This is a genomic window from Streptomyces sp. NPDC006430 (genome assembly GCF_040612395.1).
GTDB lineage: Bacteria > Actinomycetota > Actinomycetes > Streptomycetales > Streptomycetaceae > Streptomyces.
In genome coordinates this window covers 225,207-241,050 of sequence record NZ_JBEXQA010000009.1, presented here as the reverse complement: position 1 = coordinate 241,050, position 15,844 = coordinate 225,207, and the positions used below count along the sequence as shown (strand labels likewise).

At 72.5% G+C, this 15,844-nt stretch carries 11 protein-coding genes, 2 tRNA genes and 1 pseudogene; 7 read left to right on the top strand and 7 right to left on the bottom strand.

The window, feature by feature from the left end:
* Window positions 1-97 precede the first annotated feature (97 nt).
* On the bottom strand, window positions 98-2,272 hold the full coding sequence (locus tag ABZZ20_RS16765; protein WP_356870131.1) for an asparagine synthase-related protein: 2,175 nt from the start codon (window positions 2,270-2,272) through the stop codon (window positions 98-100).
* Between the two features lie 650 nt (window positions 2,273-2,922).
* On the opposite strand from ABZZ20_RS16765, the gene ABZZ20_RS16760 reads away from it, so the two are divergent.
* From ABZZ20_RS16760 to ABZZ20_RS16745, 4 genes are all read left to right on the top strand, one after another.
* The gene (locus tag ABZZ20_RS16760; protein ID WP_356870130.1) at window positions 2,923-4,536 is read left to right on the top strand and encodes a sporulation protein; all 1,614 of its coding nucleotides are present in this window, start codon (window positions 2,923-2,925) and stop codon (window positions 4,534-4,536) included.
* A gap of 34 nt (window positions 4,537-4,570) precedes the next feature.
* Window positions 4,571-5,806, top strand: a complete 1,236-nt coding sequence (gene lhgO / locus ABZZ20_RS16755; protein ID WP_356870129.1) for an L-2-hydroxyglutarate oxidase — start codon at window positions 4,571-4,573, stop codon at window positions 5,804-5,806.
* Window positions 5,807-5,948: 142 nt separating this feature from the next.
* Window positions 5,949-6,704: a tRNA (guanosine(46)-N7)-methyltransferase TrmB gene (gene trmB, locus ABZZ20_RS16750; RefSeq protein WP_356870145.1), complete on the top strand. Its 756-nt coding sequence runs from the start codon at window positions 5,949-5,951 to the stop codon at window positions 6,702-6,704.
* A gap of 51 nt (window positions 6,705-6,755) precedes the next feature.
* A complete protein-coding gene (locus ABZZ20_RS16745) occupies window positions 6,756-8,060 on the top strand; it encodes a PrsW family intramembrane metalloprotease (protein ID WP_356870128.1) in 1,305 nt (434 codons plus the stop codon).
* Here the strand turns inward: ABZZ20_RS16745 and ABZZ20_RS16740 are convergent.
* From ABZZ20_RS16740 to ABZZ20_RS16730, 3 genes are all read right to left on the bottom strand, one after another.
* The gene (locus ABZZ20_RS16740) at window positions 7,969-8,982 is read right to left on the bottom strand and encodes a M23 family metallopeptidase (protein WP_356870144.1); all 1,014 of its coding nucleotides are present in this window, start codon (window positions 8,980-8,982) and stop codon (window positions 7,969-7,971) included. The genes ABZZ20_RS16745 and ABZZ20_RS16740 overlap by 92 nt on opposite strands.
* Window positions 8,983-9,616: 634 nt before the next feature.
* Window positions 9,617-9,690, bottom strand: a tRNA-Met gene (locus ABZZ20_RS16735).
* Window positions 9,691-9,999: 309 nt separating this feature from the next.
* Window positions 10,000-10,335 carry a YnfA family protein gene (locus ABZZ20_RS16730; protein WP_356870127.1) on the bottom strand — a complete coding sequence of 112 codons (336 nt, stop codon included), beginning with the start codon at window positions 10,333-10,335 and terminating at the stop codon, window positions 10,000-10,002.
* 665 nt (window positions 10,336-11,000) lie between these two features.
* Here ABZZ20_RS16730 and ABZZ20_RS16725 point away from each other — a divergent pair.
* Window positions 11,001-12,260: an MFS transporter gene (locus ABZZ20_RS16725; protein ID WP_356870126.1), complete on the top strand. Its 1,260-nt coding sequence runs from the start codon at window positions 11,001-11,003 to the stop codon at window positions 12,258-12,260.
* 434 nt (window positions 12,261-12,694) lie between these two features.
* Complete coding sequence (locus ABZZ20_RS16720) at window positions 12,695-13,735, top strand: S53 family peptidase (protein WP_356870125.1); 1,041 nt, start codon at window positions 12,695-12,697, stop codon at window positions 13,733-13,735.
* Between the two features lie 124 nt (window positions 13,736-13,859).
* On the opposite strand, the gene ABZZ20_RS16715 is transcribed toward ABZZ20_RS16720, so the two are convergent.
* Window positions 13,860-14,105: a hypothetical protein gene (locus tag ABZZ20_RS16715; RefSeq protein ID WP_356870124.1), complete on the bottom strand. Its 246-nt coding sequence runs from the start codon at window positions 14,103-14,105 to the stop codon at window positions 13,860-13,862.
* A gap of 4 nt (window positions 14,106-14,109) precedes the next feature.
* Window positions 14,110-14,745, bottom strand: coding sequence for a phytanoyl-CoA dioxygenase family protein (locus ABZZ20_RS16710; protein ID WP_356870143.1), 636 nt, complete (start codon window positions 14,743-14,745; stop codon window positions 14,110-14,112).
* Window positions 14,746-14,865: 120 nt separating this feature from the next.
* On the opposite strand from ABZZ20_RS16710, the pseudogene ABZZ20_RS16705 reads away from it, so the two are divergent.
* A pseudogene (locus ABZZ20_RS16705) lies at window positions 14,866-15,243 on the top strand (tyrosine-type recombinase/integrase); the annotation flags it as partial.
* 145 nt (window positions 15,244-15,388) lie between these two features.
* On the opposite strand, the gene ABZZ20_RS16700 reads toward ABZZ20_RS16705, so the two are convergent.
* Window positions 15,389-15,461: transfer RNA gene (locus tag ABZZ20_RS16700), tRNA-Lys, on the bottom strand.
* Window positions 15,462-15,844 lie beyond the last annotated feature (383 nt).

Sequence of the window (15,844 nt, the reverse complement as noted above, 5' to 3'; positions counted from 1 at the left end):
CTGCTCCTGCGGGCCCTGCCCGGGTTCCCCGCGGCTCGTCCGCCGCCGGCAGCGGACGCCGCCACCGCACGGCGGCGGGCGACGGGGACGCGGGGAGTTAGGAGAGGGCCGGGCGGCGGAGGGGGACTCCGGTGGGGACCGCGCGGCGGCGCGGGGTGGAGGTGCCCGTCCAGCAGGTGCCGCGGCGGGCGAGGAGGCGGCCGAGCCACAGTTCCATGGAGACGAGTTCCGCCAGGCCGTCCAGCGGGACCGGTCGGCCCTCCGCCGCGTCCAGCAGGGCCTGTTGGACGACCCGCGCCTCGATCAGGCCCGCGTCCGCCAGGAGCGGGGAGGTGAAGAGCGCCAGCAGCGAGGTCAGTGCTGCGCGCAGGCCCACCCGGGTGGCCGTTTCGTTCGGGGTGTGGGCCGGGGCGCCCCAGCCCGGCGGGAGTTCGCGTACGCCCGCGGAGGACAGCACGTTGCGCAGGATCGCGGCCCGTGCCCCCGGCTGGACCCGCAGGGATTCCGGGAGGGCCCTGGCCGCCCGTACGACCTGGTTGTCCAGGAAGGGGGCGTGCAGACGCTGGCTGCGGACCTCCACGGCCTGTTCGAAGACCCTGTGGTCGGCCGCGTGGCGCGCCAGGGCCGCTCGGGCCCGTGCCTCGCCCGGGCGCAGCGAGAACGGGGGCCGGCCCGCGGCGGTCGCAAGACGGATCGATACTTCCGCCAGCGCTTCGCCGGTCAGCCAGCCCGCCGCCGGGCCCGGGCGGGACCAGGTGAGGGCTGCGAGCGAGGCGTCCACCGGGCCGGAGGGGCCGGCCGAGACCGTGCCTTCGCGCAGGCGGGCCGCTGCCGCCTCCATGCCCGCGCGGTACGACGTACGGGCGAGCCTGCGGGCCGCCGCGTAGACGGAGAAGGGCACCAGCAGGGACAGCGCGGAGTCGCCCGGCGCCGCGCGGGCCAGTGCCGCGACCGGGCGCAACAGGTGGCGGCGGCGGCGGTCCATCAGGAGGTCGGCCATGCGGGCCGGGTGCGCGTCGAGGACCTGGCGGGCGCCGTGTCCCACGAAGTGGTCGGCCGAGCCGGCCACCAGTCGGCGCCGGTCGCGGGCGGCGAAGACCAGTGAGGGGCCGGGTTCGTCGGTCAGCGGCCCGTCGAGGTCGGCGTACGGGAGGGCTTCCTCGGCGGCGGCGACGACCACGTGGTGCAGCCGGGGGTTGGCGGCGATGGCGCGGGCGCGTTCGAGTTCGGCCTCGCGGCCCCGGGGGGTGGCGAGGTCGTTGAAGGTGACCGCGAGCAGTCGTTCGCCGGAGCGGTTCAGGAGCGTGCCCGGGGTGCCCGGGAGGCCGGCCGCCAGCAGGGCCAAAGTGGCGGAGGCGCTGCCTCCGGAGAGGTCGGCGCCCACTCCGGGCACGGGCGCCGGCGCGCCGCGGGCCGCGCGCCGGTCGGCAGGACCCATTCCGGGCACCGGACCGGGGTCGTGGGGCAGCATCTCGGGAGCGTGCCGCGGTGCCGTGAGCCGGGCGCGCACGGCATCCACCAATGCTTCCCGTACGCCCTCCACCGCGTGCTCGGGATCGGCCGCGGGCGCCGCCACCGCGAGGGAGGCCACCGGCTCGTAGCCGGTGATCTCGCGCGAGCCCTCCCGCAGGATCAGCGCGTGCCCGGGCGGGATGCGCCGCACGCCGACGTACGGTGTGCCGTCGCCCAGTGCCTCCGGGCTGTCGGGGCACGCCAGCAGGGCCGCGAGGTGCCCGATGTCGAGCTGCGCCTCGATGAGGTCGGCGAGGGGGAGCGCGGCGGTGGCGTACGCCGTCCCGCCGGCCCACGGGGTGTAGAAGACAGGCCGCACACCCGCGAGATCACCGACGACGGTGATGCGGCGGCCGGTCTGGACGACCGCGGTGTAGCTGCCGGACCACTGGGTGAGGTGGCGCAGGGCTCCGCCGCGGGCGGCGAGCAGCGCGCGCCGCAGCTCCGCGTCGGTGGCACCGCAGCAGCCAAGGACGGCGAGCCGGGTGAAGGGGTCAGCGGGGTCGGCGGCGAGGGTGCGGACCTCGTCGGGGCGCCAGTCGCCTACGGCCCACAGGGGGTCGGGGTCTCCCCACAGGAGCTGGGCGCCGACGGGGACGACGGTGCGTTCGGCGTACTGGGCGGCCGGGTCGTCCGGATGGTCGGCGTCTGCGATGCCGCCGCTCAAGAGGCCGTTGGAGTCGTGTCCCCCCTGGCCGGAGACCCGGCCGGCCGTGCCGAAGCTCGCGGCGATACTGCTCCACCCGACCAACCAGCGCACCGCCGCCTCCCCAGCCCGTGGGCAATTGACCGGGGCACGAGCGGCATGGTCAGCGCTGAGGGCGCGGCCGGCTGGACCCCGGTGTGGCTCGGGGTCCATGCTGCCACGAGACGGGCGTGCGGGAGTGACCGACGAGGGCGCACGCGCAAACGAACACGGCGCGTCCACTCGGTATTTGACGTTCCGTTCCCCCCGCCCCATAGGTCTGTTTCGGCCATTCTTCTGCCGTACTGGTTGCCGTCGCACACCCTGGGCGCCCGACCGCAGCGGCGCGCGGGCGCGGTCCGGGAGGCGGGATCCGCCCCCCGGACCGTTCCGCCACCCGCGGGGATTGAGGCAGCGGCATCCCCCGGCCCGCCGGATCCACGCAGCGGGCCGACCCACGCACCGCACATCGAATCGCCGGGTCCGAGGGCCGGCCAGAGCGCACGGGCGGGCGCACGGCCACACGGACGGAGCACGGAGGCGGACGTGCGCCGTCGGCGCGGGCGGCTGCCCGACTGTGCGGGCGGACAACAATCCCGCCATAGGGAAGTCGGGGCCTTAACGCTTGGGAGGCGGGGAACTACGCTGGGTTTACGAAATGCCGGGGAACTATGCCCCGGCGGCGTATGCGTTGTGTGCGTTCCGCGTGTGACGAGGGGTGGCGCATGTCCAGGGAGCTCCGCGAGCCCAATGAGAAGCTCGGCGCCGTCCTCGCCCTCGCGGGCATCAGCAACGCCGGGCTGGCCCGGCGGGTCAACGACCTCGGTGCACAACGTGGCCTGACGCTTCGCTATGACAAGACGTCGGTGGCCCGGTGGGTGTCGAAGGGGATGGTGCCGCAGGGCGCGGCCCCGCATCTGATCGCCGCCGCCATCGGCGCGAAGCTGGGGCGGCCGGTGCCGCTGCACGAGATCGGGCTGGCGGACGCGGACCCCGCGCCCGAGGTCGGCCTCGCCTTCCCCCGCGACGTGGGCGAGGCGGTGCGCTCGGCCACCGACCTCTACCGGCTCGACCTCGCCGGCCGCAGGGGCGGTGGCGGAATCTGGCAGTCCCTGGCCGGCTCCTTCGCAGTGTCCGCGTACGCGACGCCCGCCTCGCGCTGGCTGATATCTCCGGCGGACGGTTCGGTGGCGCGCGAGCCCGCACCGCCCCGCCAGCCCGCACCGCCGCGCGAGACCGTGGCGCCCCGCGAGACCGTGGCGTCGCGCGCATCGGTGTCGCACACGGCGCCCGCCGCCCCGGCGGAGGGACCGGGGGCGTCGCCGTCCACGGTTGTGCCCGCACAGCCTTCGAGCGAAACTCCGCACGCCCCTCCCGGGCTCGTGCCCGCGACCGTCGTGGGGCTGCCGGACGCACCGCTGCAGCGCGTCGGCCACAGCGACGTGACCAAACTGCGCGAGGCGGCGGAGGATGCCCGCCGCTGGGATTCCAAGTACGGCGGCGGCGACTGGCGTTCGTCGATGGTGCCCGAGTGCCTGCGCGTCGACGCGGCGCCACTGCTGCTCGGCTCGTACAGCGACGAGGTGGGTCGGGCGCTGTTCGGCGCGACGGCCGAACTGACCCGGCTGGCCGGGTGGATGGCCTTCGACACCGGCCAGCAAGAGGCGGCCCAGCGCTACTACATCCAGGCGCTGCGGCTGGCCCGCGCGGCTGCGGACGTACCGCTGGGCGGGTACGTGCTGGCTTCCATGTCGTTGCAGGCGACGTACCGGGACTTCCCGGACGAGGGCGTGGACCTGGCGCAGGCGGCCGTGGAACGCAACCGGGGGCTGGCCACCGCCCGCACCATGAGCTTCTTCCGGCTGGTCGAGGCCCGGGCGCACGCGAAGGCGGGCGATTCGACTGCCGCCGGGGCCGCGCTGCGGGCGGCGGAGGGTTGGCTGGAGCGGGCGCGGGAGGGCGACCCGGATCCGACCTGGCTGGGTTTCTACTCGTACGACCGTTTCGCGGCAGATGCCGCGGAATGCTATCGGGACCTCAAACTCCCCCGGCAGGTCCGGCGCTTCACGGAGCAGGCACTGTCGCGGCCGACGGAGGAGTACGTGCGCTCGCACGGGCTGCGCCTGGTGGTGAGCGCGGTCGCCGAGCTGGAGTCGGGCAACCTCGACGCGGCGTGCGCGGCCGGTACCCGGGCGGTGGAGGTCGCGGGCCGGATCTCCTCGGCGCGGACGACCGAGTACGTACGGGACCTGCTGCACCGGCTCGAACCGTACGGGGACGAGCCGCGCGTGGCGGAGCTGCGCGAGCGGGCCCGGCCCCTGCTGGTGGCCCCCGCTTAGCCGCCCTGTCAGTGGCGGGGTGCAGTATGCAGGGGTGGGAGGTGGCAGCTTGGGCGGCGGCGTGGGCAGCGTGGGCAGGGTCGACTGCGATGTGCTGGTGATCGGCGGTGGCATCGTCGGCCTGTCGACGGCGCATGCCCTGGCGCGCCTGGCCCCGGGGACGCGGGTGGTGGTGCTGGAGAAGGAGTCCGGCCCGGCCCGGCACCAGACGGGGCGCAACAGCGGGGTGATCCACAGCGGGATCTACTACCGGCCCGGATCGCTCAAGGCGCGTTTCGCGGTGCGCGGAGCCGCCGAGATGGTGAAGTTCTGCGCCGAGCACGGCATCGCGCACGAGGTCACCGGGAAGTTGATCGTCGCCACCGGTCGGGAGGAGCTGCCGCGCCTGCACGCGTTGGTGCAGCGGGGCAGGGAGAACGGCATTCCGGTGCGCGAGCTCGGCCCGGCGCAGATCTCGGAGTACGAGCCGGAGGTGCACGGCCTGGCCGCGATCCACGTCGGCACCACCGGGATCGTGGACTACGGGCAGGTGGCGGCGCAGCTGGCGGAGTCCTCCGGGGCGGAGATCGTCTACGGCGGAGCGGTGGACCTGATCTCCCGGCGGGCGAGCGGGGTCGCGGTCCGGACGACGGCGGGTCTGGTCGTGCGGGCGCGGGTGCTGGTGAACTGCGCGGGCCTGCAGTGCGACCGGGTCGCACGGCTGGCCGGGGACGATCCGGGGATGCGGATCGTGCCGTTCCGTGGGGAGTACTACGACCTGACGCGGCCCTCCCTGGTCCGGGGCCTCGTCTACCCGGTACCGGATCCGGCGTTCCCCTTCCTCGGGGTCCACCTGACCCGGGGGATCGGGGGCGGGGTCCATGTCGGCCCCAACGCGGTGCCGGCGCTGGCCCGCGAGGGTTACGGGTGGAGCGTGGTCCGGCCGCGGGACGTCGCGGACGAACTGGCCTGGCCGGGATCCTGGCGGATGGCCCGGCGGCACTGGCGGTACGGGGCGGGCGAGATCCACCGCTCGCTGTCCAAGCAGGCGTTCACGGAGGCAGTACGCAGGCTCCTGCCGGGCGTTTCGGCCTCCGACCTGGTTCCGGCCGGCTCCGGGGTGCGGGCTCAGGCCGTCCTGCGGGACGGCACCCTCGTGGACGACTTCCTGATCCAGGACGCCCCGCGCACGGTCCACGTACTGAACGCCCCGTCGCCGGCGGCCACCGCCTCGCTCCCCATCGGCCGCGAGATCGCCCGCCGCACCCTCACGGCACTCCGCACATCCTGATCCCGGGTCCGGGGGCCCCGGCCCGGCCCGGGGCCGTCGAGCCGCCAGTGGCCCGGGCGGGTCGTAGAATCTGGGCATTGTGTCTGAGTCCCTCACTCCCCAGCCCAGCGCCCCGGAAGCCACGTCGGAGGCGAACTCCTACGTGCCCCCCAAGTGGCGGACCGAGCCCCGTTTCCCCGACGGGCCCTCCCCCGATCCGGCCGGCTCGCACCACGAGCGGCGCATCCGCAGCTTCCAGCCGCGGCGCAGCCGGGTCACCACCGGGCAGGGCGAGGCCCTGAAGCGGCTCTGGGGAACCTGGGGTCTCGACATCGACGGGCACTCCGTCATCGATCTTGAGCAGCTGTTCGGCGGACTCCCCGTCGTGCTGGAGATCGGCTTCGGGATGGGTGAGGCCACCGCACAGATGGCGGCCGCCGACCCCGGGACCGGGATCCTCGCCGCCGACGTGCACACCCCCGGGCAGGGGAACCTGCTGTCGCTGGCCGAACGCAACGGCCTCAGCAACGTCCGCGTGGCCAACGGCGACGCCATCATCCTGCTCCGCGAGATGCTGCCGCCCGCCTCGCTCGCCGGGCTGCGCGTGTACTTTCCCGACCCGTGGCCCAAGGCCCGCCACCACAAGCGGCGCCTGATCCAGCCCGAGTTCCTCGACCTGGCCGCCACCCGCCTGGCCCCCGGGGCCGTACTGCACTGCGCGACCGACTGGGAGCCGTACGCCGAGCAGATGCTCGAAGTTCTCACGGCCCACCCGGAGTTCGAGAACACCCAGGCGGACGGCGGCTACGCGCCCCGGCCCGACTTCCGGCCGCTCACCCGCTTCGAGGGCCAGGGGCTCGACAAGGGGCACGTGGTGCACGACTTGCTCTTCCGCCGCCGGGAAACCCCGAGCGAGTAGATAACCCCCAACGTCACTCCGCGTATCGGAGCCGATCGCTACAGTCATCATGTGTTCCGAGCGCTCCGAGGTGTCCGTACGTGCGTGCTCGCCGTGCTGTCGCTGTCGGGGCTGGCGATCCTCGAACTCGTGCGGGAGCAGACCGGCACCGCGGGGTTCTTCGTCGGCCTCGGGCTGGCCGTGCTGCCGGTGCCGCCGCTCATGGCGGCCTTCCGGTGGCTCGGCCGGGCCGCGCCCTGCCCCTGGGCGCAGTTGCTGTTCTGCTTCGGCTGGGGCGCCTGCACCGCTGCCCTGATCGCCATACTGGCCAACGACTTCGCCACCGAGTGGATAACGGCGGCCACCGCGGACGCCTCCGCCGCCGACCGGCTCGGCTCGGTGGCGGTCGCCCCCGTGGTCGAGGAGAGCGCCAAGGCCGCCGCCCTCCTGCTGGTGTTCGCGTTCCGTGGACGCCAGTTCACCGGCCCCGCGGACGGGTTCGTGGTGGCGGGGTTCACCGCCACCGGCTTCGCCTGCACCGAGAACGTCCTCTACCTCGGCAACGCCTTCGGCGAGGACCTGGAGAGCGGCGCCGCTGCGCTCGACTCGGTGACGGCCGCGACCTTCTTCGTACGGATCGTGCTCTCGCCCTTCGCGCACCCGCTGTTCACGGTGTTGACGGGGCTCGGGGTCGGCGCGGGCGCACTCAGCGCCGGTCGGGTGCGCCGGATCGGGCTGCCGCTGCTCGGGCTGCTGACCGCGATGGGCCTGCACGCCCTGTGGAACAGCTCCTCGCGGTTCGGGGAGTACGGGTTCTACGCGGTCTACGGCTGCGTGATGGTCCCGGTGTTCGCCCTGCTGCTGTGGCTGGCCGTGCGGATAAGGCGGCGCCGGCTGCATGCCGTCGCCGGGGAGCTGGCGGTGTACGCGGCCGCAGGCTGGCTGGGGCCTGCCGAGGTGCCGGCCCTGGTGTCGATGCCGGCCCGGTCGTTGGCCCGGGCACTGGCCCGGCGCGCCGGGGGCCGGGCGGCGGGCAGAGCGGTAGCCCTGTACGAGGCGGACGCGGCGGCGTTGGCCCTGCTGCGGCACCGGGCACGGCACGGCGGCCCGGCGGGGGAACCGGATTTCGCCGGGCGGGAACGGGAGTTGCTGGACCGGCTCTGGTCGCGCCAGGCGACGGCGGGGCCCGCGCTGGCCCGGGCGGCGGCCCTGGAGGAGCTGCTACCGCCCAGGCTCCACCCCCTCGGGCCGGTCGAATCGCTGGAGCGGGTCTTCGTACCGCCCGCTAGACGGTCAGGCCCTTGGACTCCAGCCACGCCAGCGGATCCATCGTCGAACCACCCTTGCGCACTTCCAGGTGGAGATGGGGTCCGGTGACGTTGCCGGTGGCGCCGACGCGGCCGATGGTCTCGCCGGCGCCGACCGAGCCGGAGGTCACCGACATCGAGGACAGGTGGCAGTACCAGATCTCCGTACCGTCTTCGAGCTCCAGCACGATCCGGTAGCCGTACGCGCCGGACCAGCCGGCCGAGGTGATCTTCCCGCCGGCGACGGCCTTGACGGGGGTGCCGGTCGGGGCGGCGAAGTCGAGGCCGGTGTGGTAGCCGGAGGACCACATGGAGCCGGCGACGCCGTAGTGCGAGGTGAGGGTGTAGGCGGAGGTGGGGAGGGAGTAGCTGCCGGCCAGCTTGGCGAGCCGCTCCTGCTCGGCCTTGGCGTCGGCGGCCTCCTGCGCCTCCTTCGCCGCCTTCTCGGCAGCCAGGCGGGCGTCGGCGGCCTCCTGCTCGGCGGCTTCCTTCTTGGCCTTGGCCTCCGCGGCGGCGGCCTCCTGCGCGGCGCGCTCGGCCTCGGCCCTGGCCTGGGCGGCGGCGGCGCTCTCCTGGGACTCGGCCTGCTGGAGGATGCGGCCTAGCAGGGCCTGGCCGGCGTCGGCGTGCCGGTCGGCCTGCTGCGCGATGATGCCGGTCGCGTTCGAGGAGTCCTCGGCGTCCGCCGCGGAGCCGTGGGCGTCCGCGTGGTGCGCGCCGCCCCCGGCGGTGCCACCGATGACGAGGTCGGGCAAGGAGGGTATGGAGATGGCGACTTGGGGCCGGTCCTGCGCGGTGGCGATGCCGCCCGCGCCGACCGCCGCGATGACGCCGACACCGAGGACGGTGGAACTGCGGGCGAGGCCTCCGCGCTGCTTGACGACCCGGTGCTTGCCGCGGAGCGAGCGGGCGGAGTCCTCGGTGGGGTTCCACTCGCCCCATGCACCGGCGGTGGGTTGTTCCTGGAGTTCGATGCCTTCGGGGGCAGGCACGTTGGAGGCCACCGGGGCACACTCCTCATTGACACGCACGCGCACGGCGCCGCCTCTTGCGACGGCTGGGACGACCGCGCTGCGTTATCGAACGGTAATAGACGGAGGGGAGTGATTCCAAGCTGTTGCGATTGATCGTTAGCGGCAATCAGCCACTCTCTGCGCACCCTTGACCCACGCTTATGCCGTTAAAGCGGAGCAACTGGGGCGAAAATCAATCAAGATCCACATCTCTTCGGCCACGCGCACTTGTTGACGACCCGTCATAAACCTTGCAGAGAGCACCCCATGCCTCACGCAGCGTTACGGTGCGGGCACGGGCACGGGCCGCCTCCGTTCGTGCCGGCACACCCCGGGCCGCCGCCGGCGCGCTCCGTACGGGGCGTCCTGGACGGCGTACAGGCCCGCCGATGAAGGCGTCGCGGCCTGCGCGACCGCGTACCGGGCGGAGAGGTACAGGAACCCCGATGCGCTCGGCCGGGGCGCGGCACGGTGTGCTGGGCGGCCTCCGCAATGCCGCGCGCCGAGGCGAGCCGCTCGCCGCTGCACCGTACGACCCGGCCGATCGGGTGAGACCGCCCCGGGCGACGACGAAGGCCCGGCTCCCCAAAGGGAACCGGGCCTTCGTACTGAGTAGCGGGGACAGGATTTGAACCTGCGACCTCTGGGTTATGAGCCCAGCGAGCTACCGAGCTGCTCCACCCCGCGTCGGTAAACACAACCCTACGCCATCGGCGGGACGGTCTTCACCAATTGACGTCCCACCCACCCACCGAGCCGGGGTACGTGCAGGTCAGAGCCTTATAGAACGACGGAAGACGCTTCGAGCACCTCCGCACTCGACCCGGGCCAGCATGGAAGACGAAGCACCCCGCCTGGCCGAAACCAAACGGGGCGCCACACAAGCCGCAGGCCACGTCGGATGAGAAGTCGGAGTATGGCGATGCCTGGTTGACCGCTCCGGCGGCAGGTAGTCGGCCACGCGGGCGCGGGGCCGCGGACGTTGGGCCGGAACGGTCAGTGGCTGCGCGGGGCGTACATGATCACGGCCATCCCGGCGAGGCAGACCAGGCCTCCGATGACGTCCCAGCGATCGGGGCGGTAGCCGTCGGCGACCATGCCCCAGGCGATGGATCCGGCGACGAAGATCCCGCCGTAGGCGGCGAGGATCCGACCGAAGTTGTCGTCGGACTGGAAGGTGGCCACCACCCCGTACAGACCCAGCGCGATGACGCCGGCGCCGATCCAGACCCAGCCCTTGTGCTCGCGGATGCCCTGCCACACCAGCCAGGCGCCGCCGATTTCGAAGAGGGCGGCCACGGCGAACAGGGCGATGGATCGAGCGACAGTCATGCCGGGGACCCTAACGGCGGCTCGCACCGGTGATCTTCAACGGGGCGGTGGATGCCCGACAGCCGCATGCGTCGCCCTCACCCGCGCTCTTCGCCGCGCAGGAGCAGGTGCGGCGCTGCCCGAGCCACCAGGTCCCCCCGGCCAGCACGGCCAGGACGACGGCGAGGGGCCGTCGGCCAGGTCAAGAGGCGCAGACGGAGCGATTGGGGCCGGGACAGCGAAGTCAGACGCCCGGCGAACAGCTCATCCCACTCCGCGACCCGCAGGGGCCCTCTCTTCGGTCGGCAGCGTGCAGGACTGCGGCACCCAGGCCAGATCGTTCATGGCGATCGCTCCTGTCATCACGCCCCCGCAGCGGCCTCCGACGATGAACCTGTACCTAGGTACCGACTGCAACGGCGGCCAACGGCGAATCGAGATGGCCAACCATCGGCCGACGTCACGGGGGCTCACATCGGGCTCACCTCGCGCACGCTCTGACCTGCTCATCTGAATGTTTTCTCTTCTGCCATTACGGCGCCTACGCAGCGATGGGTACCGACCGTGCCGCATTCGTGTGAGGTGTGGGAGAACGCTGCGCCGGTTGCTCCCATCGGGCCTAGGGTTGGCCGCGATTCGGCCGGGGCTGTTGCGCCCGGTCTGGCACAGCTCGGCCCGGAGGACGTATGGAACACCTGCGGCTGCTGCGACGGCGGCCCGTACTGGTGCTGTGGCTCGCACAGAGCCTCTCCGTCCTCGGGGACCGCCTCTATGCCCTCGCGGTTATGTGGGTCGTCTACGCGGCGACCGGCTCGGCCTCGCTCATGGGGCTGGTCGCCGTGGCCGAGTCGCTGCCGTACATCGCCCTCGGCACCGTGGGCCGCCGGCTCGTCTCCCGCTTCTCCTCGTACCGGGCACTCGCATGGGTCGACGGGGCACGGGCGGCGGTCGCGGTCGCGCTGCCGTTCCTGTGGTCGCCGGACGCGCGCGGCATCGTTCTACTGCTCGCCGGTGTGCTGCTCCTCGGCACGCTCGGGGCGCTCTTCGATCCCAACCTCGGCGCCCTGGTGCCCGATCTCGTCGAGCCCGAGCGGGTGCAGCAGATCACTGGTCTCCTCGACCTCACGGGCCGCATCGCCCGTATCGCGGGCCCGGCCAGCATCGGTCTGCTGCTACTTGTCGTCTCTGAGGTACAGCTCTTCGCCCTGAACGGCGCGACGTTCGCCGTGTCCGCCGTGGCGCTGCGCTGGCTGGCCCGCCGCTACGCGACCTCGGCCGGCGTCGGGAGTGCCGAGCGCCCCGGGGGCGGGGCGCGGCCGTCGGTCCGGGCGTGGCTGGTGCTCCGTGAGCAGCCGCGGGTCGGGCTGGCGATCGGCCTGCACGGCGTAGCCCTGTTCTGCTCGGCTGTGACTGCAATCGGGATGCCTGCCCTACTCGCCGCCCGGTACGGGGCGGGCGCCGCGGTGTACGGACTCGTCACGGCGGCAGTGGGTGTCGGGGCGCTGCTCGGTAACCCTCTCGCGAGCAACCGCCGCTTGGGCGGCTGGCTGACCGTCTACTGCGGTGCGTGGGCCCTACAGGGCACGGCGACAGCCTGCATGGGCCTGGTGCTCGACCTGCCCGCGCTGCTCCTGCTCGCCCTGCTGACGGGCATCGTCACTCCGACGACAAGCATCACGCTACGGGCGCACCTCGGCGCGTTCGCGTCGGCCGAGCGGCTGCGCCTGATGTCCGTAGATCAGACCGTCATCCGTGCGGGCGGCACAGCCGGAATGCTGGTGCTGCCGTTCCTCGTGGACGCCTCGCCGCGTGGGGCGTTCGTGCTGGGAGGGGCCTTGGTCGCTGGCTGTGCAGCCGGTGCTCTACTTGTTGCTTCTCGACTGCTGCCCGTCGATGCCGTACCGCTGGTGTCCCCAACGGTACGAGGCCGAGTTCTCCCCCGCTAAGAACAGCTAGCGCGATGACGTGGCTCGGTGCTGGTGACCGTGTTCATCACGCAGCGTTCCCTGTTTGCGAAGTGGGCCGTCGAGGTGAGTCCGCGTACTGCATTAGATGCCCTCCCCGCTGCTGTCGGCCCTGTCGTCAAGGTGTGCCATCCGTGCGCTGCCCATGATGTCGACCGAATCCGACGGCATGAAGGAGCATCATGCGGCCTGTGCGCATTCTGCGGTTGCTACTGGGGGCCGTGCCCCTGGTAGCAACTCTGGCTTTCGCCCCCGGCGCCGGGCACGCCCGGGCAGCGGACCCCGGTGGCCAGCGGCCACCGGTCACGACACCGGCGGCAGGCCCGCCGGGGAATCCGGGACAGTCCATGCGCGTATGTCCGCCAAAGCCCGGCCGCGCCGCCTGTCAGTCCCTGCTCCGGACCGACATCCCGCCGGTGAGGAGCCTGACCCCGAGGGTCACACCCCAAGGCATCACGCCCAACGACATCCGCAGTGCCTACCAGCTCCCCTTCGGCGGCGGCCGGGGCCGGACGGTGGCGATCGTCAGCGCCTTCCACTACCCCACCGCCGAAGCCGACCTCGCCGAATACCGCCGCCAGTACAACCTGCCGCCGTGCACCACCGCCAACGGCTGCTTCGACCAGGTCTACGCCACGGGTAGCCAGCCGCCCGTCGATTCCGGCTGGGCACTGGAGAGCGCCATCGACATCGATGCGGTCAGCGCGTCCTGCCCCGCCTGCCACATTGTGCTCGTCGAGGCCGAGAGCAACGTCATCGCTGACATGCTCGACGCCGTGACCGTGGCGCGTACGGGTGTGGAAGGTGTCTCGCCGCCGGCGAAGTTCATCTCCATGAGCTGGGGTGACGGGGAGAACCCCGTCCAGCCGTTCATCGACCCGACCTACTTCGACTTCCCCGGCATCGCTTTCGTCGCGGCCTCCGGCAACACCGGTGGCGTCCCCGACTGGCCCGCCCTCTCCAAGTTCGTCACCGCCGTCGGCGGTACCCGCCTCAACGAGATTCCGAATCCGGTTCCGGGCCCGCAGCGCAACCGCCCCGGCCCCTGGTACGAAACCGCCTGGTCCGGCTCCGGCTCCGGCTGCACCCAGTTCCAGCCCAAGCCGCCGTGGCAGACCGACACGATCTGCCCCAGCACCCGCACCAGCGTCGACGTCGCCGCGGTCGCCGACCCGATTACCGGCTTGTCCCTCTACACCACGACCCCCACACCCAACAACGAGACGGGCTGGCTGGTGGCCGGCGGCACCAGCGTCGCCGCACCCCTGGTCGCCGGCATCTACGCGCAGGCCGGCAACCCGGGCCCGAACGACCGCCCCAACTCCTACCCATACGCCCACCGCCGGGCGTTCTGGGACATCAACGTGGGCACCGCCGGTGCTTTCTCCGCACTCATCGGCTACGACGCCCCCACCGGCGTCGGCAGCCCCCGCGGAGTCCGCGGCTTCCGCCGCTGACCTCATGCCGGGCGGCCAAACGGCGGTCGGCCAGGACAGGACCTGGCCGACCGCCGAACTGTGCCTTTCCCCGGCCCCCGTCACGTTGTGAAGACGTGGCGGGGGCCAGAGTCTTGCAGAGGGGCTACGCCGCGGGCGCCTCCGGCTTCCAGTCGGCAGCGTCGAGCGCAAGCCAGTGCTCGACGGTCACGTTCTCGAACGGGACGCCGATCTCCTGGTAGATGCGGGTGTGCATGGCGCCGAACCAGGCGCCCCGACGGTCGTCGAAGAACGCGCGGTCGTACCAGGCGACGCCCAGCAGGACCGTCCCGCCGCCGTTCTGGTTGTCCGGGTCGGCCTCGAAGTACGTGCACTCCCAGTCCCAGAGCATCTGCTCATCGGGGCGCGAGCGCAGCCGCTCGTCGCTGGCGCGCAGGTGCTCGATGCACCGCTCGACGGTGACCGCGTCGGGGCAGTAGTACCGGCAGTCGCTGAACGCCACGACGCTCTTGCTGCCGCGCCGAGCGGGGTCGACGTCCTCGCCGGTGAGCACCCGGACGGCCGATTCGGGCGCCGGCGGTCGTGTTGCTGTCCGAGCGGTGCAGGAGCCGGACGTCCATCAGGCATGCCTGCCCGGCGTCGAGTGGCAGCCATAGGCCGTGGTCGTGCGGTCCGTTGGGCATGCCCTGCACTCCGAGGGTTCTGCCTCGGCGGGCGCTGCTCGTCTCGCGGTCGTTGCCGAGGTAGCCGCTGGTGTGTGAACCGGGGATGACCTGCAAGCAGCCGTTGGCGCTGGTCGCGTCGGTGATGGCGAGCCAGGCCGCGACCGAGCGGGCGGGGTCGAGCTGCATCCGTCGGTTGGTGCCGTCCTGGTGCCAGGGCACTCGGAACTCACGGCCGGGCCACTTGATCAGCAGAAAGGTGTTCTCGACGGCGACCGCCTCGCCGATCGTCTCCTGCACGGCGGCGAGCAGTCCGGGGGCGCGTACCGCGTGCGCGGCCCACTCGAAGCGCAGGTGCGCGTCGAGCACGACCTCGGTCCGCTCGGCGCGGTGCTCGGCGATGACCTCGGCAGCTCGGGCGCGGGCTCGGCTGTTGGGGTTCCATTCCAGCCCAGTCCGGTATCCGTCCTCGCCGAGCGGGCTCGGTCCCGTGTGGTCGCCCTCGACTCCGAGACGGTGAAGGTGCTGGCGAAGCACCGCACGCGGCAGATGCGGGAGCGCCTCGCGTGGGGCGAGGCATACGCCGACACCGGCCGCGTGTTCACGCAGGAAAACGGCGAGTGGCTCCACCCGGCATGGGTGACCGACCAGTTCCGGCGGCTGGCTGCCGAGGCAGGTCTGCCCCCGATCCGGCTGCACGACCTGCGCCACGGCGCGGCAACCCTCGCACTCGCGGCCGGCGCCGAGATGAAGGTCGTACAGGAGATGCTCGGCCACTCCTCCATCACCATCACCTCGGACACGTACACCAGCGTCCTGCCCGAGGTTGCACGGAAGGCAGCTGAGGCGGCGGTGAGGCTGGTCCCGCGGCAGGCCGTTCGTACCGCCGGGCTCACCTCGGGCTCACATCAGGCCATCGGACGCCCCGGGCACAGCAAAGCGCCCCACCCGAAGAAGTCGGATGGGGCGCTGAAGCGCAGGTCAGAGGAGGCTTCCCCTCGCCCGCGAGCAGTAGGCCATGTCGGACTCGAACCGACAACCAACGGATTAAAAGTCCGCTGCTCTGCCAATTGAGCTAATGGCCCTCACGTGCTCACACCAGAGCATAGCCGGAGACCACGGGCCAACCGATCGAGTATCGACCGACCGGCCCCGTCACGCTCGGATCGTGGCGTGTCCAGGGGTCACCGGGGCTCCCCGTAAGGATACTTGGCGGTCCGGGTGGCGCGATCGCTCTGGTCGTCTGGCCGCCGGGGCGGTTCGTACGCGAACAGGGCCCCACGACGGTGTCGTGAGGCCCTGTCAGGCAGTCAGCTCAGTGGCTGGGGCTGCGATCAGCCGTTGCGCTTCCAGCGCGGCTTGTCATCGCGGCGGCCACCGAAGGAGCCGGTCGAGCCGGAGCCGGACGGACGGTCGTCGCGACGGAAGCCGCCGGACGGACGGTCGCTGCCGCCGGAACGGAAACCAC